The 22,307-nt window shown below is 70.1% G+C and carries 24 protein-coding genes and 1 pseudogene; 10 read left to right on the top strand and 15 right to left on the bottom strand.

What is annotated here, in order from left to right:
- Positions 1-73 precede the first annotated feature (73 nt).
- The 7 genes and pseudogenes from KL771_RS03720 to KL771_RS03690 form a co-directional block, all read right to left on the bottom strand.
- Entirely contained in the window at positions 74-463 is a 390-nt protein-coding gene (locus tag KL771_RS03720; RefSeq protein ID WP_261967218.1) for a cation:proton antiporter, read from the bottom strand.
- Between the two features lie 13 nt (positions 464-476).
- Positions 477-746, bottom strand: a complete 270-nt coding sequence (locus tag KL771_RS03715) for a K+/H+ antiporter subunit F (protein ID WP_261967217.1) — start codon at positions 744-746, stop codon at positions 477-479.
- Positions 743-1,234 (bottom strand): Na+/H+ antiporter subunit E, encoded by a 492-nt coding sequence (locus KL771_RS03710; RefSeq protein ID WP_261967216.1) that lies wholly within the window; start codon positions 1,232-1,234, stop codon positions 743-745. The genes KL771_RS03715 and KL771_RS03710 overlap by 4 nt, the downstream gene beginning before the upstream one ends.
- Entirely contained in the window at positions 1,231-2,805 is a 1,575-nt protein-coding gene (locus KL771_RS03705) for a monovalent cation/H+ antiporter subunit D (RefSeq protein ID WP_261967215.1), read from the bottom strand. Before KL771_RS03705 ends, KL771_RS03710 begins: the two co-directional genes overlap by 4 nt.
- A 167-nt stretch (positions 2,806-2,972) precedes the next feature.
- A pseudogene (locus KL771_RS03700) lies at positions 2,973-3,281 on the bottom strand (Na+/H+ antiporter subunit C); the annotation flags it as partial.
- A gap of 1 nt (position 3,282) precedes the next feature.
- Positions 3,283-6,126 (bottom strand): monovalent cation/H+ antiporter subunit A, encoded by a 2,844-nt coding sequence (locus KL771_RS03695; RefSeq protein ID WP_261967626.1) that lies wholly within the window; start codon positions 6,124-6,126, stop codon positions 3,283-3,285.
- Between the two features lie 84 nt (positions 6,127-6,210).
- Positions 6,211-6,792, bottom strand: coding sequence for a DUF2478 domain-containing protein (locus KL771_RS03690; protein WP_261967214.1), 582 nt, complete (start codon positions 6,790-6,792; stop codon positions 6,211-6,213).
- Between the two features lie 214 nt (positions 6,793-7,006).
- On the opposite strand from KL771_RS03690, the gene KL771_RS03685 reads away from it, so the two are divergent.
- From KL771_RS03685 to KL771_RS03670, 4 genes are all read left to right on the top strand, one after another.
- Entirely contained in the window at positions 7,007-7,216 is a 210-nt protein-coding gene (locus tag KL771_RS03685) for a TOBE domain-containing protein (RefSeq protein WP_054358112.1), read from the top strand.
- The gene (gene modD / locus KL771_RS03680) at positions 7,213-8,049 is read left to right on the top strand and encodes a ModD protein (protein ID WP_261967213.1); all 837 of its coding nucleotides are present in this window, start codon (positions 7,213-7,215) and stop codon (positions 8,047-8,049) included. The genes KL771_RS03685 and modD overlap by 4 nt, the downstream gene beginning before the upstream one ends.
- A 157-nt stretch (positions 8,050-8,206) precedes the next feature.
- A complete protein-coding gene (locus KL771_RS03675; RefSeq protein ID WP_261967212.1) occupies positions 8,207-8,917 on the top strand; it encodes a nitrogen fixation protein NifQ in 711 nt (236 codons plus the stop codon).
- Between the two features lie 130 nt (positions 8,918-9,047).
- Entirely contained in the window at positions 9,048-9,482 is a 435-nt protein-coding gene (locus tag KL771_RS03670) for a DUF1330 domain-containing protein (RefSeq protein WP_261967211.1), read from the top strand.
- A 22-nt stretch (positions 9,483-9,504) separates the two neighbouring features.
- Here KL771_RS03670 and KL771_RS03665 read toward each other — a convergent pair whose 3' ends face one another.
- On the bottom strand, positions 9,505-10,056 hold the full coding sequence (locus tag KL771_RS03665; protein WP_261967210.1) for a hypothetical protein: 552 nt from the start codon (positions 10,054-10,056) through the stop codon (positions 9,505-9,507).
- Between the two features lie 229 nt (positions 10,057-10,285).
- On the opposite strand from KL771_RS03665, the gene KL771_RS03660 reads away from it, so the two are divergent.
- The 6 genes from KL771_RS03660 to nifW all read left to right on the top strand — a co-directional run bounded on the left by KL771_RS03660 (position 10,286) and on the right by nifW (position 15,412).
- On the top strand, positions 10,286-10,606 hold the full coding sequence (locus tag KL771_RS03660) for a HesB/IscA family protein (RefSeq protein ID WP_054358109.1): 321 nt from the start codon (positions 10,286-10,288) through the stop codon (positions 10,604-10,606).
- Between the two features lie 63 nt (positions 10,607-10,669).
- On the top strand, positions 10,670-11,713 hold the full coding sequence (gene nifU / locus KL771_RS03655) for a Fe-S cluster assembly protein NifU (protein WP_261967209.1): 1,044 nt from the start codon (positions 10,670-10,672) through the stop codon (positions 11,711-11,713).
- 94 nt (positions 11,714-11,807) lie between these two features.
- Entirely contained in the window at positions 11,808-13,010 is a 1,203-nt protein-coding gene (gene nifS / locus KL771_RS03650; RefSeq protein ID WP_261967208.1) for a cysteine desulfurase NifS, read from the top strand.
- A gap of 26 nt (positions 13,011-13,036) precedes the next feature.
- The gene (gene nifV, locus KL771_RS03645) at positions 13,037-14,206 is read left to right on the top strand and encodes a homocitrate synthase (RefSeq protein ID WP_261967207.1); all 1,170 of its coding nucleotides are present in this window, start codon (positions 13,037-13,039) and stop codon (positions 14,204-14,206) included.
- Between the two features lie 28 nt (positions 14,207-14,234).
- Positions 14,235-15,026: a serine O-acetyltransferase gene (gene cysE, locus KL771_RS03640; protein ID WP_261967206.1), complete on the top strand. Its 792-nt coding sequence runs from the start codon at positions 14,235-14,237 to the stop codon at positions 15,024-15,026.
- Between the two features lie 5 nt (positions 15,027-15,031).
- Positions 15,032-15,412 carry a nitrogenase stabilizing/protective protein NifW gene (gene nifW, locus KL771_RS03635; protein WP_261967205.1) on the top strand — a complete coding sequence of 127 codons (381 nt, stop codon included), beginning with the start codon at positions 15,032-15,034 and terminating at the stop codon, positions 15,410-15,412.
- Between the two features lie 24 nt (positions 15,413-15,436).
- Here nifW and KL771_RS03630 read toward each other — a convergent pair whose 3' ends face one another.
- From KL771_RS03630 to KL771_RS03600, 7 genes are all read right to left on the bottom strand, one after another.
- The gene (locus tag KL771_RS03630) at positions 15,437-16,180 is read right to left on the bottom strand and encodes an amino acid ABC transporter ATP-binding protein (RefSeq protein ID WP_315901474.1); all 744 of its coding nucleotides are present in this window, start codon (positions 16,178-16,180) and stop codon (positions 15,437-15,439) included.
- Positions 16,177-17,181, bottom strand: coding sequence for a succinylglutamate desuccinylase/aspartoacylase family protein (locus KL771_RS03625; protein WP_261967204.1), 1,005 nt, complete (start codon positions 17,179-17,181; stop codon positions 16,177-16,179). Before KL771_RS03625 ends, KL771_RS03630 begins: the two co-directional genes overlap by 4 nt.
- 8 nt (positions 17,182-17,189) lie before the next feature.
- Positions 17,190-18,098, bottom strand: a complete 909-nt coding sequence (locus KL771_RS03620; protein WP_261967624.1) for an amino acid ABC transporter permease — start codon at positions 18,096-18,098, stop codon at positions 17,190-17,192.
- Positions 18,099-18,318: 220 nt separating this feature from the next.
- Positions 18,319-19,143, bottom strand: coding sequence for a transporter substrate-binding domain-containing protein (locus KL771_RS03615; protein ID WP_261967203.1), 825 nt, complete (start codon positions 19,141-19,143; stop codon positions 18,319-18,321).
- Positions 19,144-19,187: 44 nt separating this feature from the next.
- On the bottom strand, positions 19,188-20,027 hold the full coding sequence (locus KL771_RS03610) for an amino acid ABC transporter permease (protein ID WP_261967202.1): 840 nt from the start codon (positions 20,025-20,027) through the stop codon (positions 19,188-19,190).
- Between the two features lies 1 nt (position 20,028).
- Complete coding sequence (locus KL771_RS03605) at positions 20,029-21,108, bottom strand: flavin reductase family protein (RefSeq protein WP_261967201.1); 1,080 nt, start codon at positions 21,106-21,108, stop codon at positions 20,029-20,031.
- A gap of 3 nt (positions 21,109-21,111) precedes the next feature.
- A complete protein-coding gene (locus KL771_RS03600) occupies positions 21,112-22,164 on the bottom strand; it encodes an aromatic ring-hydroxylating dioxygenase subunit alpha (protein WP_261967200.1) in 1,053 nt (350 codons plus the stop codon).
- Positions 22,165-22,307 lie beyond the last annotated feature (143 nt).

The raw sequence follows: 22,307 nt of genomic DNA, 5'->3' as shown, positions 1-22,307 counted from the left end.
CCGCCGACGGGACAAGACGGTCCGGATCGGCGGCGTTTTGCGTTCTGCCGCAGGCTCGGACGGGCGATCCGGCCTATCCTCTCGCCTCCGGCCCGCCCCGATCCTCGACCCCGTCTTCCGGCGCCTGGCTCGCCCAGGCGCCGCCCTCGCGCGGCGCGGGTAGGGTGGCGGGGTCGATCTCCAGCAGATGGACCTTGGCGATCATCTGTGCGGAGACCGGGGCGGTCAGGAACAGGAACAGCGCGATCGCCAACTCGTGCCAGGACGGATCGGCCCGCACCAGGCCGGAGTCCAGCATCGAGGCGATCAGGATCGCGCCGAGGCCGACCGTGGCGGCGAGCGTCGGGGCATGCAGGCGGCGCAGCGGGTCGCGGAGCCTGGCGAGCGCGGTGGATCCGAGCAGCAGGAAGGCGCCCCCGACGAGGATCAGGGCGGCGGCGAACGCTTCGGCGACGAGGGTCATCGGCATCCTCCGCTCATTCGATGATGTTGCCGCGCAGCAGGTAGCGGCAGAAGGCGACCGTGGTCAGGAAGCCGACCATGGCGAACAGGAGCGCGGCCTCGAAATAGAGCTTGGTGCCGTAGGCGAGGCCGAGCAGCAGCACCAGCGCGATGGCGTTCACCGTCATGGTGTCGAGCGCCAGGATGCGGTCGGCCGCGCCGGGACCGCGGATCAGGCGCCAGAGATTGAGCCCGAGCCCGAGCCCGGCGGCGGCGGCGGCGATCAGGGCGGCGGTCGCGATCATGGGAAGATCTCCAGGAGCCGGCGCTCGTAGCGCGTCTTGATGGCGGCGACGGTCGCGTCCGGATCGTCGGTGTGGAAGACATGGACCAGCAATGAGCGGCCGTCGGCGGAGAGGTCGGCGCTGAGCGTGCCGGGCGTCATGGTGATGGTCGAGGCGAGCAGCGCGATCGCCTCCGGGGCGGTCACGGCGAGCGGCACGGTGACGAAGCGGGATTTGAGCTCGCCCTCCGGCCGGGTCAGGATCAGACGCGCCACCTCGACATTCGAGACCAGGATGTCCCACAGCACGATCAGCCCATAGGCGGCGAGGCCGGGCAGGTTGGCGAGGCGCGGCCGGTCCGGCCACCAGCTCCGGGTGAAGGGCGGCAGGACGAGGCCGAGGACGACGCCGAGCAGGACCGTGCCGGCCGTGAGCCGGTTCTCCAGGAGGATCCAGAAGCAGGCTACCGCGAGGGACAGCAGCGGATGGGGGATCAGCCGCGCGATCATCGGGCCGTCTCCCGGCCGCGTCCGCCCGGCTCGCCGAGCACGGCCTCGACGGTGCCGGCGCGGTCGGCCATCTGGCGTGCGGTCGCACCGAGGTGACCGGTGATCGGGCCGGCCAGAACGGTCAGCCCTGCGAGGGCCGCCACCAGAAGCGCGACGGTAGCGAGCCCGGTCCGGCCGGGCGGTTCGACCCGGGCCGGGCCGGTTGCGGCGGGCTCGACGCCCTCCGCCCCGGCGGTCTTCCAGAAGAGGGTGCTGCCCGCGCGTGCGAAACCGATCATGACCGGCAGGCCGGACCCGATCAGCAGGCTCCAGATCGCCACCCGATGCGGATCGCCGGCGGTCGCCTGCAGGATCATCACCTTGCCGAGGAAGCCGGACAGCGGCGGCAGGCCGGTGAAGCCGATCGCCGCCAGGAGAAACAGGAGCGCCGGCCCGGTGCCGAGCGGCGGGCCGCCGGGAACCAGCCGGTCGGCGAGGCTGCCGCGCGCGGCGGCGACAAGGCCGGCGAGCAGGAACAGCGCGGCGCCGGCGAGCGTCGAATGGACCGCATAGTAGAGGACGGCGGTGCCGGCGGCGACCCCGGACCCGGTCATGGTGCCCGCGGAATCCACGGCGCTCGCGGCGCCCATGACGGCCAGCGCGACCAGCAGGCCGCCCATCGACCAGACCACCCCGTAGGCGACGAGTTCGGCGAGCCGGCGGGCGGCCAGCGCGCCGATGGCTCCGATCGCCAGCCCCAGCAGGCCCGCGGCGGTGAGCCAGGGGGCGGCGAGATCCGGGAAGGCGAGGCCGTGGACGCGGATCAGCGCATAGATGCCGACCTTGGTCATGACCATGAACAGGGCCGCGGCCGGCGCGCTCGCGGCCGGATAGGCGGCCGGCAGCCACCAGTGCAGCGGCACGGCGGCGGCCTTCAGCGCGAACACCATGGCGAGCAGCGCGGCGCCGACCGTCAGCAGGGCGCGGTCCCCGGCCGGCACCTGGGTCGCCTTGACGGCGAGATCGGCGATGTTGAGCGTCCCGGTGACCGCATAGAGGAGCCCGACCGCGAACAGGAACAGGGTCGAGGCGACCAGGTTCAGAGCGACATATTGGAAGCCGGCTTTCATCCGCTCCGCGCCGCCGCCATGCAGCATCAGCCCGTAGGAGGCGATCAGCATCACTTCGAAGAACACGAACAGGTTGAACACGTCGCCGGTCAGGAAGGCGCCGGCGAGGCCCATCAGCTGGAACTGGAACAGCGGGTGGAAATGCCGTCCGCGCGCGTCCCAGCCGGCCGCGGCATGGACCACCACCACGCTCGCCAGCACCCCCGTGAGCACCAGCATGGTGGCGGCGAGCCGGTCGAGCACCAGCACGATGCCGAAGGGCGCCGGCCAGTCGCCGAGCCGGTAGGTGCGCGGCGTGCCGTCGCCGGCGAGGCCGTAGAGCATCGCGGCGAGCGCCAGGAACAGGAGCGTCGCGCCGATCGAGGCGATGCGCTGGGCGCGCAGGTCGTAGCCGAGCGCCAGGATCAGGAACGGCGCCACCAGGGCCGGCAGCAGGATGGGCAGCACGATCAGGCCGGTCATGCGCGGCCCTCCGGCGCGGCGGAGCGGGCAAGGGCAGGGGTAGAGGCGGGGGCGGGGGGCTCCCGGAAGAAGCGGTTCGCCTGTTCGCTCGCCGCAACGGGCTCCGGCGCCGAAACGGGTGCCTCGTCGGCAAGGTCGTCGTCGTCGTCGGCATCGCCGCGATCGAGATCGACGGCATCGGAGCCGGTCTCCAGGAAGCCGCGCAGGGCGAGCACGACGATCAGCGCGGTCATGCCGAAGGAGATCACGATCGCGGTCAGTACCAGGGCCTGCGGCAGGGGGTCGACCGGGTCCGGCACCGTGCCGACGATCGGCGCACGGTTGGCCGCGAGCCGCCCCATGGCGAACAGGAACAGGTTGACCGCATAGGACAGGAAGGTCAGCCCGACGATGACCGGGAAGGTCGAGCCGCGCAGCATCATGGTGAGGCCGGTGGCGGTGGTCAGGCCGATGGCGGCGGCGACGAGGATCTCCATGTCAGTGCCCGCCCTCTTCCGTAGCGGCTTCGGCGATCGCCGCCCGCACCGGCCGCCGGTCTTCCGCACGCGCCTCGATCCGGGCGATCCGCGACAATGCCAGCAGCACCACGCCGACCACGGTCAGGAACACGCCGAGATCGAATCCCATCGCCGAGGCGAGCTCGATGTCGCCGACCAGCGGCAGGTGGAAATGCCCGAAGGATGAGGTCAGGAACGGGGCGCCGAAGGCGAGCGCGGCGAGGCCGGTGGCGCCCGCGATCAGCACGCCGGCGCCGATCAGCGCATGGGCGTCGATTGTCATCCGGCCGGCCGTCCAGGCATAGCCGTTGGCCATGGACTGCATCAGGACCGCGATCGCCACGACGAGGCCGGCGACGAAGCCGCCGCCCGGCAGGTTGTGGCCGCGCAGGAAGATGAACAGCCCGGTCGCCAGCGCGAGCGGCAGCAGGACGCGCGTCGCCATGGCGAGCAGCAGCGGGTGCCGGTCGCCGCCGGCCGGCCGCCGGCGCATCCGGTCGAGCCGGCGTGCCGCCCGGCCGCGCAAGGCGGTGTCGAGCAGGGCGACCACGACCAGCGCGGCGATGCCGAGCACGATGATCTCGCCGAAGGTATCGAAGCCGCGGAAGTCGACCAGGATCACGTTGACGACGTTGGTGCCGCCGCCGAGCGGTTTGGATTGCGCCAGGTGAAAGGCCGCGATGCTCGCGCCGTCGCGCGTCATGACCGCATAGGCGAGGCCGGCGACCGCGATCCCGCCGAGGCCGGCCAGCGCGGCGTCGCGCATTGGGCGTAGCCGGCTCGTTTCCGCCGGGGAGGTCTTGGGCAGGAGATTGAGCGCCAGCAGGAGCAGGAGACCGGCGACGACCTCGACGGCGATCTGGGTCAGGGCCAGGTCCGGCGCGGAGAAGCGCAGGAACAGAAGCGAGACGCCCAGGCCGGCAACGGCGGTCAGGATCAGCGCCAGCAGGCGGTTGCGATGCAGCAGCGGAACCGCCAGCGTCGCGACGGCGAGGACGAGCACGCCGGCGATAGTCGCCGGATCGGCGGCCATCAGCGGGCGCGTCCCGGCGGCATGTCCGGCCCCGGCGAAGGCCGCAGCGCCGACCACCAGAATGGCGAGAAAGGTCGCCGACAGGGCGCGCTGCAGGGTGCCGGTATGGATCCGGTCGGTGGCGAAGCGCGCCGCGCGGATGGCCAGCGCCAGGATGGCCTCGAACAGGGCCTTGGCGTCGGGGATCGGATCGCGCGGCCAAAACCGGTCGACCCACCCGGCAAGCATATGGCGCGCAAAGCCGCCCACGAAGGCGACGAGGCTCAGCAGCAGCGCCGCCGTGACGCCATGCCAGAGCGCGAGATGGACCTCCGGTGCCGGCCCCTGGGGACCGATCACCGCGGCGGCGGTCGCGGCGACCAGATCGCCGGCGATGGCCTGCGGCAGCAGGCCGACCGCGACCGACAGGACGACCAGCAGGGCGGCGGGCAGCCACATGCCGGCCGGCGGATCGTGCGGATGGGCGCCCGGCGCCAGGCGGGAGCGGCCATAGAAGGTCGCAAGGACGAAGCGCAGCGCATAGGCGACCGAATAGAGCGCGGCCAGCGTCGCCAGCGCCGCGACGATCCAGGGATTGCCGAGATAGGTCGTGTCGGCGGCGGCCTCCAGCATCATCTCCTTGGAGAGGAAGCCGTTGAGAAGCGGTACGCCGGCCATGGCGGCGGCCGCGACCGTGCCGATCGCCGCCGTCACCGGCATCAGCCGGGCGAGGCCGCCGAGGCGGCGGATGTCGCGCGTGCCGGTCTCGTGGTCGACGATGCCGGCGGTCATGAACAGCGCGGCCTTGAAGGCGGCGTGGTTGAAGATGTGGAACACGGCGGCGACCACGGCCGCGCGCGTGCCGAGGCCGATCAGGAAGGTGATCAGGCCGAGATGGCTGACGGTCGAATAGGCGAGGATCGCCTTCAGGTCGTCCTTGGCGAGCGCGATCCGCGCCGCGATCGCCATGGTGGCGAGGCCGGTGCCGGACACCACCAGGAACCAGGCCTCGGTGCCGGCGAAGAGCGGCCACAGCCGCAGCATCAGGAACAGGCCGGCCTTCACCATGGTGGCCGAATGCAGATAGGCCGAGACCGGGGTCGGCGCCGCCATGGCATGCGGCAGCCAGAAATGGACCGGGAACTGGGCCGACTTGGTGAAGGCGCCGGCCAGCACCAGGGCGAGGATCGGGCCGAACAGCGGCGAGGCGCGGACCTGATCGGTGCGCGTCAGAATCTCGGACAGTTCGTAGCTGCCCGCGGCCTGCCCGAGCAGCAGCATGCCGGCGATGAGCGCCAACCCGCCGCTGCCGGTGACGATCAGCGCCATGCGGGCGCCCTGCCGCCCTTCCGGCCGATGGTGCCAGAAGCCGATCAGCAGGAAGGAGGTCAGGCTGGTCAGCTCCCAGAAGATGGCGAGCAGCAGGATGTTGTCCGACAGGACGACCCCGAGCATCGCGCCCTGGAATAGAAGCAGAAAGCAGAAGAAGCGGCCCGGATCGTCGTCGCGGCCGAGATAGAAGGCGGCGTAGACGATGATCAGCAGGCCGATCGTCAGGATGATGCCGGCGAAGAACAGCCCGAGCCCGTCGATGCGGAAGGTGAAGCCGAGGCCGATCTCCGGCAGCCAGGCGCCGCCGCCGGCGACCGGCGTTCCGGCCAACACCGCGGGCGCCTGGGCGAGCAGCAGGAACAGGCTGGCGGCGGTCACCGCGAAGGTCACCGCCGCTGACCGCGACCGGCCCGAGGGGGCGGCGAGCAGCGGCAGGACGGCACCGAGAATCGGCAGCAGGGCGATCAGCACAACCGTCATCCGCACCCTGCCATGTCCACCCCGCATCGCTGATCTGTCTGAGGCGAATATGGGGCAGGCGGACCGCGGTTTGAAGCGCCGACTTCAGGAAACGTGACGATGGCGGGTTTTTGCGCGCCGGCGTTCGGTCTCGGCCCACCAGTCGACGAGAATGTCCATGCGGCCGTCGAGCAGGGTTCCGAGCCCGCCCGTGAAGGCCAGCCAGCCGCCGATCTGGCTGCGCTTGACCGAGGTCAGCACCGGCAATCCGGCCTCGACCGCGGCGGCGAATTCGGCGCGGAACCCGCCGCCGGCAATCTCCTGCTTGGAGAATTTGGAGATCACCACCAGGTCGACCTGCGCCGCGACCGCTCGGCGGATGCCGGTCGAGGCGGCCGCAAGCGCGCTGCCGTCGAGCGTGCAGGAGGCCGCGCCCGGGCCGAGCCGCTGCTTGAGCGGGCGGATGTCGCCGGTCATCAGGTCGATCAGGTCGACCTGGCCGGGCTCGGTCGCCGGCCCGGGCGGCAATTGCGCGATTCCGCCGACCCGCCGTCCGGCTTCGGCCAGGCCGCGCGCGAAGTCGACCATCAGCCGGTCGATGGCGATGCCGTCCTCGTAGACCAGGGCGGCGAGGTCGAAGGCGTTGAGGCGGGTGGCGAAGTCGGGATCGGCGGCGGCGACGGACATGGACGGGGCTCCTCGCGGGTCCGGCAGGCCTGTGTCGGAAACCCGACAGGGCGCCGCCGGACCGCGGCGCCCGGGTGGGGCGTGGCAAGTTCCGGGCCGCAATGCCCTGGAATGCCATCGGGATTTGGTCGGATGGCCAAGCCGATCCGTTCCCGCTAGGATATAGCATGAGGCGGACCGTCCGGTCGCGCCCGCCGATCGGGAGAATGTCAGGATGAAGCTGTCCGCCCGCAACGTGCTCAAGGGCAAGGTCGTCGCCGTCACCACCGGCGCGACCACCACGGTGGTCAAGATCGAGATCGCCGCCGGCATGATCATCTCCTCCTCGATCACCAACGAGGCGGCCAAGGATCTCGGCCTGGAGATCGGCAGCGAGGCCCATGCGGTGATCAAGTCGTCCGACGTGATCATCGCCGTGCCATGATCGCCCTGGCGGCGATCGAGCGCCTGCTCGCCGAGGATGCGCCCTCGGGCGATCTGACCACGACCGCGCTCGGCATCGGCGATGCGCCGGCCCGCATGGCGTTCCGCGCCCGGGACGCCATGGTGCCGGCCGGTCTCGACATCGCCGTCCGGCTGGTCCAGGCGGCCGGCGGAACGGCCCGGCTGCATGGCCGCGACGGCACGCCGGCCAAGCCCGGGGACCTGCTCCTCACGGCCTCCGGCACGGCGGCCGCCCTGCACCGGGCGTGGAAATCCGCCCAGACCCTGGTCGAAATCGCCTCCGGCATCGCCAGCGCCACCGCCGCCGTGGCACAGGCCGCCGCGGCGGTCGACCCGAAGGTGCGCGTCGCCTGCACGCGCAAGACCGTGCCGGGCGCGCGGTTCCTGTCGCAGCTGGCCGTGCGCGCCGGCGGCGGCATCCTGCACCGGCACGGGCTGTCGGAGACCATCCTGGTCTTCGCCGAGCATCGCGCCTTCCTGCCGGATCTCGATCTCGCCGGCCTCGCGGCCCGGCTGCGGGCGGCTGAGCCTGAGAAGTCAATCGCCGTCGAGGTGCACGATGTCGACGCCGCCATCGCCGCCGCAGCGGCCGGATTCGATACGGTGCAGCTCGAGAAATTCGCCCCCGAGGCCGTCGCCGCGGTTGCCGCCGCCTATGCGGGCCTGGCGCGGGCGCCGTTGATCGCCGCCGCCGGCGGCATCTCGCCCGACAATGCCGCCGCCTATGTGGCCGCGGGCGCCGGGCTGCTGGTCACGTCCTGGCCCTATACGGCACGCCCGCGGGACGTGGCCGTGACGCTCGGCCCGGCCTGATCTCGGTCCCGCGACCCGTCGCGATGCGACAGGCCTCCGGACGACTACGCAGGCCGGCCCGGCCGGCATGGCGCTTGCGAAATTCCCCCCGAGAGGCGGCCGGGCGGTCCGGTCGCGTCGGACATCCGACACGCCGGTGTCGGAACGGGGGCCTGCCATGTTCGCCCACCACTATGCCTGCCTGCGCGCTGCCCAGTGGCCGCCTCGCGACGAGGCGACCGCCTTCGACACCCATGTGCTGGCCTGCATCCTGGCGACCGGCCTGGCCGAAGCCGAGGCCGAGGGCATCGCGGTGACCACGGCGACCGGGCTCGATGCGGGCGCGCTGGTCGACATCCTGACCGCCTGGTTCCCGCTGATGCCGCGCACGCCCTTCGCGCTCGATGCGGCGCCGAACCCGGCCGCCGACATGGAGGAGGGGATGGTGCGCGACCTGCTGCTCGAACACCGCGCCCGCCCGGCCGCCCCGCACGGCGGTGCCTTCGCGGGCGGCGTCGACATGTCCGACGGCGTCGCCCTGGCCGCCGGGACCGGATCGCCACCGGACGGCCGGCTGTCGGCCTGGCTGGCCGCAGCGATCGCCCGGCGGGCGATGAAGGACGACCATCTCTGGCAGGATCTCGGCCTGTTCGAACGGCCGGAGCTCGGCCGGCTGATCGCGCGCCATTTCCCCGCCCTGCATGCCGGCAACACCCAAAACATGCGCTGGAAGAAGTACTTCTACCGCCGCCTGTGCGAGGCCGAGGGCTTCGTGCTGTGCACCGCGCCGAGCTGCGCCGTCTGCACCGATTTCGCCGACTGCTTCGGCGCCGAGGACGGCATGAGCCGCATCGCGCAGGTCCGCCGCGAGGTCGCTCGGGCGGCCTGAGCGGTTGTGCGGTTTCCGGCCGTCCGGCGGGGTGGCCAGGGCGGCCGATCCTTCACTATGCTCCGTCCTCGACGAACCTCGCCGGCCACGACGGTGGCTTCGGCCGGGTACGGCGGTGGAGGACGGGCCCATGAACGACAATGCCACGGTGCATACCGCCTTCGGGCGCGAGGATTTCGCCGCCTTCGCGGCGGCCGACCGGCCCGGCCCGATCCACATGCTGAACCTGGTCCGCCTGAAGGCGCGCGCCGAATATCCGGACGGCCGCGTCGCCACCGGGCGGGAGGCCTATGCGGCCTATGGGCGCGAGAGCCGGCCGGTCTTCGAGCGGCTCGGCGGGCGCATCGTCTGGCGCGGCCGGCCGGAATTCATGCTGATCGGCCCGAAATCCGAAGCCTGGGACCTCGCCTTCATCGCCGAATATCCGAGCGTCGGCGCCTTCGTGGCGATGATCCGCGATCCCGTCTATCGCGCCGCGATGGTGCACCGCCAGGCCGGCGTCGCCGACAGCCGGCTCCTGCGCCACAGCCCGCTCGATCCGGGCGCCGATTTCGCCGATCCGTGAGCGTTTGAACGCACATCCGGCCTCAGTCGTCGTCCGGCTGCAAAGGCTTCCGAAGCCAGTCGAAGGCTTCGAGGATGTCGGTCGCCTGGGAGTCCAGTGAAGCGTGGTAGTTGTGGGAATGCGGGAACGGGATGGCGGGCTCGCCGACCTGGAAACCGAGAAAATTCAGGGCGGCGACGTAGCGGTCCAGCGGGCCGTAGCCGAAGATCAGATCGTGATGGTCCCAGACGACGGTCGCCCCGTCCGCGAAGGAATGCAGCCAGAGGGAGCACCGGCTGTCCTGTTGCAGGAAACTGCCAAATCGGAACAGGAAATCGCGGACCTGCCCGGCGTCGAGCGGTTCGCTTTCGTAGCGCCCCGGTTCGCCCTCGCCGCGCGGCGTGACCAGGACATAGAGAAAGCAGCAAGGCGCGGCGATCTGCTCGGCCAGGGCCATGAAGATGGCTGGATCGCTGCGCGGGACCGTCGCCACGATGCGGTCGTTGCCGTCGGTCGTTGTTTCCCGCCGGTAGACCGCGGGATATGTCAGGGGCTCCCAGCTGTCCCCGACGAGGTGATGCAGTTTGTGCAGCATGGCTTCCGGACCCCGGAGATCGTTGATCGTGCGCAACCTCCGATTACATCAAGTCGACCGACATGGCGACGTCCGGGCGCTGGTTCGACGTCATGGCCCGTGTCGCAATCCCGACCTTGTCGCATTGAACACAAACAGACAAATCACTTAGTATAATAAAATCAATAGCCTAAGACATGGCACGGCTCGTGCAAAAACCCCCTCAGTCATTCCTGCGAGGGGACATGCCATGATCCAGCTGACCGACAGCGCCATTGCCGCCGTGAAGACCGCGATCTCCCGTTCCGCCCAGCCGGCGGAGGGCCTGCGCATCATGGTCCAGGCCGGCGGATGCGCCGGCTTCAAATACATGATGGGGCTCGAGACCACGACGCGCGACGGCGACGCGGTGATCGACCAGGGCGGCGTCAAGCTGTTCGTCGATACCGGCTCGCAGCCGCATGTCTCCGGCATGACGGTCGATTTCGTCACCGGCCTGGAGAGTTCCGGCTTCGTCTTCAACAACCCGAACGCCGCCTCGAAGTGCTCCTGCGGGAAGTCCTTCGGCTGACGCCGCCCGGCCCGGCGGTTGCAGCCGGGCCTTCTTCCAACGACGCGCCGTGCGGAGCCGCCCATGTGGGACTATACCGACAAGGTCAAGGACTACTTCTTCAACCCCAAGAATGCCGGCGTGCTGGCCGGCGCCAACGCGGTCGGCGAGGTCGGCGCGATCTCCTGCGGCGATGCGCTCAAGCTGATGCTGAAGGTGAACCCGGCGACCGAAGTCATCGAGGAGGCCCGCTTCCAGACCTTCGGCTGCGGCTCGGCGATCGCCTCCTCGTCGGCGCTGACCGAGATCGTCACCGGCAAGACCATCGGCGAGGCCCTGGCGCTGACCAACCAGGACATCGCCGACTTCCTCGGCGGCCTGCCGCCGGAGAAGATGCACTGCTCGGTGATGGGCTACGAGGCGCTGCAGGCCGCCGTCGCCAACTATCGCGGCGAGGAGTGGCATGACGACCACGAGGAGGGCGCGCTCGTCTGCAAGTGCTTCGGCGTCGACGAGGGCGTGATCGAGCGGGCGATCCGGGTCAACAAGCTGACCACGCCCGAGCAGGTCACCTTCTACACCAAGGCCGGCGGCGGCTGCCTGACCTGCTTCGAGGGCATCGAGCAGGTGCTCGCCCGGGTCAACGACAGCATGGTCGAGGACGGGCTGATCACCGCGGAGGCCGCCTACCGGATCGGCTCGGTCGATCCGCGCGCGATGAAGGCCAAGGCCCAGCCGAAGCAACTGCGCCAGCCCAAGGTCGACATCGACCGCGTCATGGCGGCCCGGCCGTTGGCCGGTGCGGCGGCGGCTCCCGCCCCGGCTCGCATGGCGGCGCCCGCGCCGCGCAGCCCGGCGGTCTCGCCGCTGGCGCCGTCGCGGCCTGCCGCGCCGAAGCTGACCACACTGCAGAAGATCAAGGCGATCGAGGCCGCCATCGAGGGGCTGCGGCCGTACCTGAAGGCCGACGGCGGCGATTGCGAGCTGGTCGATGTCGACGGCGATACCGTCCAGGTCAAGCTGTCGGGTGCCTGCGTCGGCTGCCAGATGGCCTCGGTGACCATTTCGGGCGTGCGCGAAAAGCTGATCGAGAAGCTCGGCATCCCGCTCAAGGTGGTGCCGGTCTGACGCGCTCAGATCCTGCGGTTCCGCAACTCGCTCGTTCCGTTCGGGGCCGCGGCCGGTCCCGCCCCGTCCTTCGTTCTCGTGGGGAAGCGTCGTCATGAAACCCGTCTATCTCGACAACAACGCCACGACCCGGGTCGACCCGCAGGTGGTCGCCGCCATGCTGCCCTACTTCACCGAGCAATTCGGCAATCCCTCCTCCATGCACGCCTTCGGGGCGGAGGTCGGCGGCGCGGTGAAGCGGGCGCGCAAGCAGCTGCAGAGCCTGATCGGCGCCGAGTTCGACCACGAGATCGTGTTCACCTCCGGCGGCACCGAGAGCGACAATGCCGCCATCCTGTCGGCGCTCGAAGCCATGCCGGAGCGCACCGAGATGATCACCTCGGCGGTCGAGCATCCGGCCATCCTGGCGCTCGCCGCCCATCTGGAGAAGACGCGCGGCATCAAGGTCCACATCATCCCGGTCGACGCCAAGGGCCGGCTCGACCGCGACGCCTACCGGGCGGCGCTGTCGACCCGGGTCGCGATCGTCTCGATCATGTGGGCCAACAACGAGACCGGCACCCTGTTTCCGGTCGTCGAACTCGCCGAGGAGGCGAAGGCGGTCGGGGCGCTGTTCCATACCGACGCCGTGCAGGCGGTCGGCAAGATCCCGATCGATCTGAAGTCGACCGCCATCGACATGCTGTCGCTGTCCGGACACAAGCTGCACGGCCCGAAGGGCATCGGCGCGCTCTATGTCCGGCGCGGCGTGCGCTTCCGCTCGCAGATCAAGGGCGGCCAGCAGGAGCGCGGCCGGCGCGGCGGCACCGAGAACACGCCCGGCATCGTCGGCCTCGGCAAGGCGGCTGAGCTCGCCGAACAAGCCATGCATGACGAGGTCACCCGGGTCCGCGGCTTGCGCGACCGGCTGGAGAAGGGCCTCCTGCAGCGCATCCCCAACACCTTCGTCACCGGGGATGTCGACAACCGGCTGCCCAACACCTGCAACATCGCCTGCGAGTTCATCGAGGGCGAGGCGATCCTGCTGCTCCTGAACCGGGCCGGCATTGCGGCCTCGTCCGGCTCGGCCTGCACCTCCGGTTCGCTCGAACCGAGCCATGTGCTGCGCGCCATGAGCGTGCCCTACACGGCCGCCCACGGCGCGACCCGCTTTTCCTTCTCGCGCGAGAACAACGACGAGGATGTCGACCGTGTGATCGAGGCCATGCCGCCGATCATCGAGAAGCTGCGCGACCTGTCGCCCTTCTGGCAGGGCGCCGGCGAGGCCCCGGCTGCCTTCAAGCCGGTCTACGCGTGACGGCGGCGGGACGCGGGGGCGAGCCGATGACCGCGGCGCGGCGCATCCACCTCAACGACACGACGCTGCGCGACGGCGAGCAGTCGCCCGGCGTCGCCTTCTCGGTCGCCGAGAAGGTCGCCATCGCGGCGGCGCTCGCCGAAGCCGGCGTCGACGAGATCGAGGTCGGCACGCCGGCCATGGGGGCGGCGGAGATCGAGGCGATCCGGGCGGTCGCCGGCTTGGCGCCGCCCGTCCGGCTGATGGCCTGGTGCCGGATGACGGAGGCCGACCTGCGTGCCGCCCGCAGTTGCGGCGTGCCCTTCGTCAATCTCTCCATCCCGATGTCGGACCTGCAGCTGTCCGCCAAGCTCGGCATCGGCCGGGAGGAGGCGCTGGCCCGCATCCGCCGCATGGTGCCGATGGCGCTTGATGCCGGTTTCGCGGTCGCGGTCGGCGGCGAGGATGCCTCGCGCGCCGATCCCGACCACCTGAAGCGCGTCGCCGAGACGGCGGCGATGGCCGGGGCCTTCCGCCTGCGCCTCGCCGACACGGTCGGCATCCTCGATCCCTTCGCGACCGCGCGGCTGGTCGGCGACATGGTCGCGGCATCCGATCTGGCGATCGAGTTCCACGGCCATGACGATCTCGGGCTCGCCACCGCCAACAGTCTGGCGGCGGTCCGGGCCGGCGCGAGCCATGTCTCGGTGACCGTCTGCGGCCTCGGCGAAAGGGCCGGCAATGCGGCGCTGGAGGAGGTCGCGGTCGGTGTCGCCCGGCTCGGCCTCGGCGTCTCGGGCGTGGCGCTGCCGGCCCTGACGGGCCTCGCCGAACGGGTCGCGCGCGCCGCCCGCCGGCCGATCGCGGCCGGCAAGGCGATCGTCGGGCGGGATGTCTTCACCCACGAATCCGGCATCCATGTCGCCGCCCTGCTCGGCGCGCGCGAGACCTATCAGGGGCTCGACCCGGCGCTGATCGGGCGCGACCACCGCTTCGTGGTCGGCAAGCATTCCGGCCAGGCGGCGCTCGCCCATGTGCTGGCCGAACGCGGCCTGACGCTCGATCCGGCGGTCGCGCCGGTGCTGCTCGCGCTGGTCCGCCACCGGGCCGAAGCGGTCAAGGGGACCGTCCCGCCGGACGACTTGGAGAGGCTGCTGGTCGAGGCGGCCGATTTTCTGGATCGGGAGCCCGGTCCGGATGCCCGCCTCGCCCATTGAAGGGAACGCCTCGGAGGAGGAGGAGGCCATGGCCGAACTCGTCGTCGCCGGTCCATCGACCGCTCTGCCGGTGCAGCCGGCACGCCCATCGCTCCTGGCCTCGATCCGCGAGGATGTCGCCTGCGTCCGGGCGCGCGACCCGGCCGCGCGCGGGACGCTCGAAATCGTGCTGACCTATCCGGGCGTCCACGCCATCGTCTGGCATCGCCTGGCGCATCGGCTCTGGCGGGGCGGATTCCGCTTCTCCGGACGGTTCCTGTCGTGGCTCGGCCGCTTCCTGACCAATGTCGACATCCATCCCGGCGCGGCGATCGGCCGGCGCTTCTTCATCGACCACGGCGCCGGCGTGGTGATCGGCGAGACGGCCGAGATCGGCGACGACGTGACCATCTATCACGGCGTCACGCTCGGCGGCGTCTCCTGGTCGGGCGGCAAGCGCCATCCGACGCTGGAGGACGGCGTGCTGGTCGGGGCGGGCGCCAAGATCCTCGGCCCGATCACGGTCGGTGCGGGCGCCCGGGTCGGCGCCAATTCGGTCGTCATCGAGGACGTGCCGCCCTCGATGACGGTGGTCGGCATTCCGGGCCGCGTGGTCAGGCCCGCCGCCAGTCGGCGCCGGCTCGGCGACGGCCGCATCGACCTCGAACATCACCTGATGCCCGATCCGGTCGGGGAGGCGGTCGCCGCCCTGGTCGACCGGATCGACTTCCTGGAGGTTCGCCTCGCCCATCTGCAGCGCCGCCTGGAGCCGGGCGGCGGCGAGCCCCGAGGCTGCGAGACCCGTGCCGGCGAGACCCGCCCCGACATCCAACCGGAGTGACCCCGATGAGCTGTTCCCTGGACGATCGCCCGATCGACGTGACCGACATCCTCGCCCGCCTGAAGCGGCTCTCCGCCGCCGAGGACTTCTTCCTGGCACTGGGCGTCACCTTCGACCCGAAGGTGCTGCAGGTCGCGCGGCTGCATATCCTGAAGCGGATGGGCGAATATCTCGCCGGCGAGGATTTCGACGGACTGCCGGATAGCGTCGTCGCCGCCCGCGCCAAGGCGGTGCTGCAGCGGGCCTATGCGGATTTCGAAAGCTCCTCGCCGCTGCGCCAGCGCGTCTTCCAGGTGCTCAAGGACCACGACCCGGACCGTCCGGTCCCGCCCAAGACCGCCTTCGTCGCCCTCGACGACATCATGGCGCCGCTGCCGAAAGGGTGATGCGCGGCGCGCGATCCGCCGGCCTCAATGCGTCAGGATGCGGCTCAGGAACAGGCTGGCGCGGTCGGATTTGGGGGCGGCGAAGAAGTCCGCCGGCGGGGCGATCTCGACGATGCGGCCTTCGTCCATGAACACCATGCGGTCGGCGACCTTGCGGGCGAAGCCCATTTCGTGGGTGACGACGATCATGGTCATGCCGGTGCCGGCCAGATCGATCATCACGTCGAGAACCTCCTTGATCATTTCCGGATCGAGCGCGGAGGTCGGCTCGTCGAACAGCATCACCTTCGGCTCCATGCACAGAGAGCGGGCGATGGCCACGCGCTGCTGCTGGCCGCCAGACAGGCGGGCCGGATACTTGTCGGCCTGCTCCGGGATGCGGACGCGCTCGAGATAGTGCATGGCGCGCGCCTCCGCCTCCTTGCGCGGGGTACCGCGGGCGCGGCGCTGGGCGAGCACGCAATTCTCCAGGACGGTCAGGTGCGGGAACAGGTTGAACTGCTGGAACACCATGCCGACTTCGCGCCGGATCGCGGCGATGTTGCGGGTGTCCTCGTCGAGTTCGATGCCGTCGATGACAATGCGGCCCTCGTCATGCTCTTCGAGCCGGTTGATGCAGCGGATCAGCGTCGACTTGCCCGAGCCGGACGGCCCGCAGATCACGATCCGCTCCCCGGTCGCGACCGCGAGGTCGATATCCTTCAGCACGTGGAACCGGCCGAACCACTTGTTCACGCCGGTCATGGTGATCATCGGCGCGGCAGTCATCGGTCCACTCCCAGAAATTCGTCGTCGCTCATCGGTATGCCCGTATGGCAGAGCGTATCGCCACGCCGCACCATCGGCATGGTCCGGACCGCCATCACCATGCCGGCTTCGGCGAAGCGGACCTCGACCGGCGGGCGGGCGAGATCGTCGGTCGGCCAGACCCGCGCCACCAACTGGCCGGCTTCCACTATGTCGCCCGGCGCCACCACCGTCTCGGCCAGCCCGTCGATCGGCGCCATCACATGGTCGCGGCGCGAGGGCGTGTGCCGGAAGGACGTGCGGGTGGCGATCGCGGTGCCATGCAGCACGCCGGCATGGCGCAGCAGGTTGAGGGTGCCGGCCTCGCCGATCGCCTGGGCGGCGCGGTCGAGGCGAGCACCGCCGCCGAGTTCGGTCGCCACCATCGGCACGCCGTGCCGCTCGCAGGCTCCGGACAGCGACCCCGACGAGGCAGTGGCGGCGACGACGGCCGTCACCGGCGCGCCGAAGGCATGGGCGGCAGCCAGTTTGCGGGCCCGGAAGGCGCGCGGCCCCATGGCGTAGACATAGCCGCAGGGCGTGTAGATCGATTGCGTGCCGCCGGAATGCAGGTCGATGGCGATATCGATCTCGGGCAGCAGGCCTTCGACGAAGGCGGCGATCAGCGCGGTCGGCCCCTCGCTGCCGCCCGGAAAGGCGCGGTTGAGATTCTGCCGGTCGATCGGCGATGTGCGCGCGCGCGCCTCCACGGCCGGCCAGTTGAGGGCCGGCATCACGATCAGCCGGCCGGCGAGATCGCCGGGCTCAAGGCGCGCCGCCAGGCTGCGGGCGATGACCAGGCCTTCGTACTCGTCGCCGTGGACGCCGGCGGTGACCAGCGCGGTCGGGCCGTCGCCGCCGACGATGGCGACGATCGGCACCGGAATGACCCCGTAGGCATGGACATCGTCCGACCAGACCAGTTCGATATGGCCGATCCGCTTGCCGGGGGCCTTGAGGTCGATGGAGGCGGTGGGAGCCATCGGGGCGGTCATCCGGCCGCCCGGGCGCGAGCCTCGAGGCGGGCGAACAGCCGCGACAGGCTCCAGCAGACGGCGAAGTAGAGGAAGCCGACGAAGAGGAACACTTCGAACACCCGTTGCGTCGCGATCTGGACGTCCTGCGCCACGAAGGTCAATTCCTGCACGGACACCAGCGAGACGAGCGACGAATCCTTGATCATCTGGATGAACTGGTTGGCGAGCGGCGGCAGCACGTTGCGCAGCGCCTGCGGCAGGATCACGTCCCAGAGGATCTGGAACCGCGTCAGGCCCAGGCTTTCGCCGGCTTCGATCTGGCTGCGCGGCACGGATTCGATCCCGGCGCGCACGATCTCGGCGACATAGGCGCCGGTGAAGATGGCCAGGCACAGAAGGCCGACGATGATGTTCTCGATGATCTTCGGCGGCCCGAACAGGACGGCGCAGGTCGCCTGCAGCCAGTCCGGCGCGCGGGCGAGCGCGGCGCGGATGCCGAGCCCGGGCAGGATCTGGTTCGCGACGAAGAAGGCCACCACGAAGACCAACACCAGCGGCGGGATGTTGCGGATCACCATCACGTAGAGGCCGGAGACCAGCCGCGGGAACAGCCGCCGGCTGTTGCGCGCGACGCCCATCGGCACGCCGATCAGGGTCGCCAGCACCAGGCCCCAGACGGCGAGCCGCAGCGTGGCGAAAAGGCCGTCCAGGAGCGCGTTGGGCTGCCAGTGGCCGGTCGCGGGATCGACCTTGATCAGGTAGCTGGCGACCACGCTCCAATTCCAGCGGTAGAACATCACCGCTTCGGTCCGATAGACGAACCAGCCGAGCGCGGCGAGGACCGCCGCCAGGAGGGCGGTGTCGATCCAGGTCCAGCGGCGGCGGCGCGCGGGCGGCGGCGGCCGGGACGGGGCGGCTGACATGGCGTTCACCGGCAGGTCACCTGAAGGGCGGGCATCGGAGACGGTCTTCCCGGGTCCGGGCGGTCATGGCGACGGCGCTGTCGGGAGGAGGTGTGGGAGAGGATAAACCGGCTGTCCGACCGCTTGCGGGCTGAGCGGCCGGACAGCCGGCTCTTGCCGAGGGGGGGCCCCCGGCAATCCGGTCGCAGCGGGTCCCGTCGTGGCGACGGGCCGGCTGGGATCACTGGGCGAGTTGGCCGGCCCAGTCGCGCGTCTTGAACCAATAGTCGTGGCGGCTCTGCAGCCAGCCGGATTCCCGGTTGAACGTGACCCAGGAATTCAGGAAGGCGAGCGTGTCGACATCGCCCCGACGGATCGCGAAGCCTTCCGTCGAGGAGGTGAAGTAGTCGTTGAGCGGCTTGACCAGCCGATCCGGATTCTGGATCACCGCGAAGGTCGGCGCCGGCTCCGAAGACCCCATCGCATGGGCGTTGCCGTTGACGACCTCCTGAATGGCGACCGCGGTATCGTCGAACTGGCGCACCGTCGCCTTCGGGAAGGCGCGCTCCATTTCCCCGCAGATCACCGTCCCGCGGCGGCAGGCGAAGGTCACGTCGGCCCGGTTATAGTCGGTCGGCCACTTCATGCCTTCGGTGAGCTTCTTGTTCGCCGCGATGCCGGTGCCGGAGCGCGAGTAGGGAACGGTGAAATTGACCTGCAGGGCGCGCTTCGGCGTCATGCTGAGTCCACCGATGATCACGTCGAAGCGGCTCGACAGCAAGGCCGGGATGATCCCATCCCAGGCGGTCGGCACCAATTCGAGTTCCACTTCCAGATCCTTGGCGAGCTTCGTCGCCACGTCGATCTCGAAGCCGATCCAGTTGCCCTGCTTGTCGCGCATCGCCCAGGGGACGAAGCTGGCCATGCCGACTTGCAGCTTGCCGCGCTGCTTGATCTGGTCGATCAGCGGCGTCGAAGCCTGCTGGGCGGAGGCACCCGAGGGCGCGAGTGTGGCTGCCGCGAAGGCGAGGCCCAGCGTGACGGCGATGGTCTTCAGAATACGCATGCGACAGTCTCCCCGTTGATCGTGCGGATGCGAGTTTCCCCGGATCATCCCGCCGCCACCCGGCGCTCCAGCCAGGCGACCAGGCCCGAGAGCGTCAGCGTCACGACGAGATAGAGTGCGGCCACTGTGAGCCAGATTTCGAAGGCAAGGAAGGTATCCGAGACGATCGTCCGTCCCTGGGTGGTCAGATCGAAAATGGCGATCACGCTGACGATCGAGGAATGCTTGACGAGATTGACCAGCACGCCCGCGAGCGGCGGCAGCATCAGCGGCACCGCCTGCGGCAGGACGATGTCGCGATAGGTGTCGAAGCCGCCGAGCCCCAGGCTGCGGGCGGCTTCCCACTGCCCCTTGCGCACCGACAGGATGCCGGCGCGCACGATCTCGGAGGCGAAGGCGCCCTGATAGAGCGCAAGACAGAGCACGCCCGACCAGAAGCGATTGATGCCGAGGATCTGGGCGATGATGAAGTAGAAGATCAGCATCTGCACCAAGATCGGCGTGTTGCGCACCACCTCGACATAGGCGGTCGAGACGATCCCGGCCATGATGCCGCCGGACAGCCGCATCAACCCGACGACAAGGCCGAGCACGAGCGCGATCGCCATGGCGATGGCCGAGATCTGCAGGGTGACGAGGAGCCCCTGGATCAGCGGCCCCCAGATGATCTCGCCGTCGACCACGCGCCAGAGATAGCGCTGCACGCGGAACCATTGCCAACGGTAGCCCATCGATTGGGCACCGTGCACGGCGATCCAGACAAGGCCGGCGCCGAGCAGGGTGAAGACCAGAAGGTCGAAGCTCTGCCGCCGATACCAGACCGGCCGCCGCGGCCCCGGCGGCAGTCGAACCGTTCTGACTTCGCTGCCCGCCCCGCCTGCCATGTCAGAGCCTCACCGTGACCGGACCTGCCGGGGCCGAGCAGCATAGCAGCGCGAAGCCCGGTTCGGGCATGTCGAGCGGTTCTTCGAGATAGGTGACCAGCCCGTCGACGGCGGCCCGGCAGGTGCCGCAAATGCCGTTCCGGCAGGAATAGGCCGGGGCGAGCCCGTTGGCCTCGGCGAAGTCGAGCAGCGTCCGGCAGGCCGGGTCCCAGACGATGGAGCGTCCGGCGGGTTCGAAGGTCACTGTCGGCTGGATGCCGGGGCGCGGGGCGGCGCCGGCCGGAGCGGGCGCCGGTGCCGGGGCCGCCGACGGGGCGGCGATGGGTGCGGAAACGCCCGGCGAGGCGATGCCGGCGGCCGGCCGGGGCGCGGCGGCGGGGCCGAAGGTCTCGGTGCGGATGCGCTCGGGGCGCAGGCCGAGACTGTCGAGCAGGGCCGCGGTCGCGTCGAGAAAGGATTGCGGCCCGCACAGATAGGCCTCGTAGTCGCCGATCGGCAGCCAGGCGGTGAGATGGGCGGCCGTCAGCGGGGCGGCGCCGTCCGAGAGGCGCCGCACCTGCAGGTTCGGCGCCGTCGCCGCGAGACTCGCCAGTTCGTCGGCGAAGATCGCCTCGCCCGGAGCACGCGCGATATGGACCAGAAGGGCCGCTCGGGCGGGATCGGCGGCCAGCGCATGCGCCATGGCGAGGAGCGGCGTCAGGCCGATATCCTCGGCGATCAGGATGACCGGGCGGCGAGAGGCACGATCGAGCACGAAGCGGCCTTTCGGGCCGCTCGCCTGGAGGCAGGCGCCGATGACGGCCTGTTCGTGCATGTGGCCCGACCCGAGGGCCGTCGGACCCTCGCGCCGGACGCTGATGCGGTAGTGCGACCGGTCGGCCGGATCACCCGACAGACTGTAGTTGCGCGGCACCGGTCGTCCGTCCGGCCCTGCCAGACGAAAGGTCAGGAACTGGCCCGGCTCGAAGGCCGGCAGCGGCGAACCGTCGGCGGCGGCAAGGCTGAGCGAGACGACGCGTTCGCCTTCCAGGCGGCGCGCCGTCACCGTCAGGTCGCGGAAGCCGGTCGCTTCGCCCGCCATGCCTCAGGCCCCCACCGGTTCCGCCGCGCGGGCCGGCGCGGCGGTCTCGGCGGCGATGCGTGCGGCGACCAGTTTGCGGAAGCGCAGGGCGCCCGCGTCGAGGGCGAGATCCAGATGCGGCGTCTTCTTGTTGGCCATGCCGATCTGCACGGCCTCCAGGACGTCCTTGTCCTCCGTGAACGCGCCGTAGGCACCGCGGTTCATGGATTCGGAGATCTCTTGGTTTTCAGGGTCTGTATTGCGGTGTTGGAACCAATAGTAGTGGCTGTGGCTCTCGTCGACCGGGGTCATGAAGTTGTACGAGATGTTGATATAGGTCTTCTCGTGCAGCGGGGCGTCCGGTCCGCCATGGCCGGCCGGGGCGAAGATCGACTTGTTGATGGCGATCGACGGCACGACGCATTCGTAATGCTGCTTGCGGTCGGCATTGCCTTCGAACTTGACCAGCGGCTTGTAGTAGGCCGGCGGCTCGGTATCCATCATCCATCGCCAGACCACGACGCCGGTCTCAGTCACGTCGGTCCTGAGCGGCGTGGAATCGGTCTTCGCGCCGGCGAACGAGCTCAGATGCACCCAGGCGACATGCGAGGGATCAAGCAGGTTGTCGGTGATGTAGAGATAGTTGCAGGCGATGGCCATGTCGCCGCCCGCGGTCCGGCCCCAGGTCGGGTCGTCATAGTGGGGGATGTCGATCAGCTTGGCCGGATCGGCGCGTTCCGCAGCGCCGGTCCAGATCCAGACGAAGCCGTAGCGTTCGAGCGTCGGATAGGAGCGGACGCGCGCGCCGCTCGGGATGCGCTCCTGGGTCGGCGTCGCCACGCAGCCGCCGCCGGCGTCGAAGGTCATGCCGTGATAGCCGCAGACAACCCGGTCGCCCTCGCGGCGGCCCATCGACAGGGGCAGCTTGCGGTGCGGACAGGCATCCTCCAGTGCCGCAACCGTGCCGTCGGCCTTGCGGAACAGCACGATGGCGTCGCCAAGGATGCGCACCGGCGTCAAGGCCTCGCCGATGTCGCGCGACCAGCCCGCCACATACCAGCAGTCCCTCAGGAACATTGCGATCTCCGGCTCTGCGCCCCGGTTGTGGGGTCGTGTTGATACCAACTTGCGTCGGCGCTCACGTGTTGATTGACGGTATAGTTTTTGATCGACAGGCAATCTGGCATGTGGTTTGATTTCTTGTCAAATTCCAATGACGA

Origin of the sequence: Prosthecodimorpha staleyi (genome assembly GCF_018729455.1) — a bacterium.
Classification (GTDB): domain Bacteria; phylum Pseudomonadota; class Alphaproteobacteria; order Rhizobiales; family Ancalomicrobiaceae; genus Prosthecodimorpha; species Prosthecodimorpha staleyi.
The sequence above is the reverse complement of the archived record's forward strand: the minus strand, read 5'-3'. Positions and strand labels throughout refer to the sequence as shown.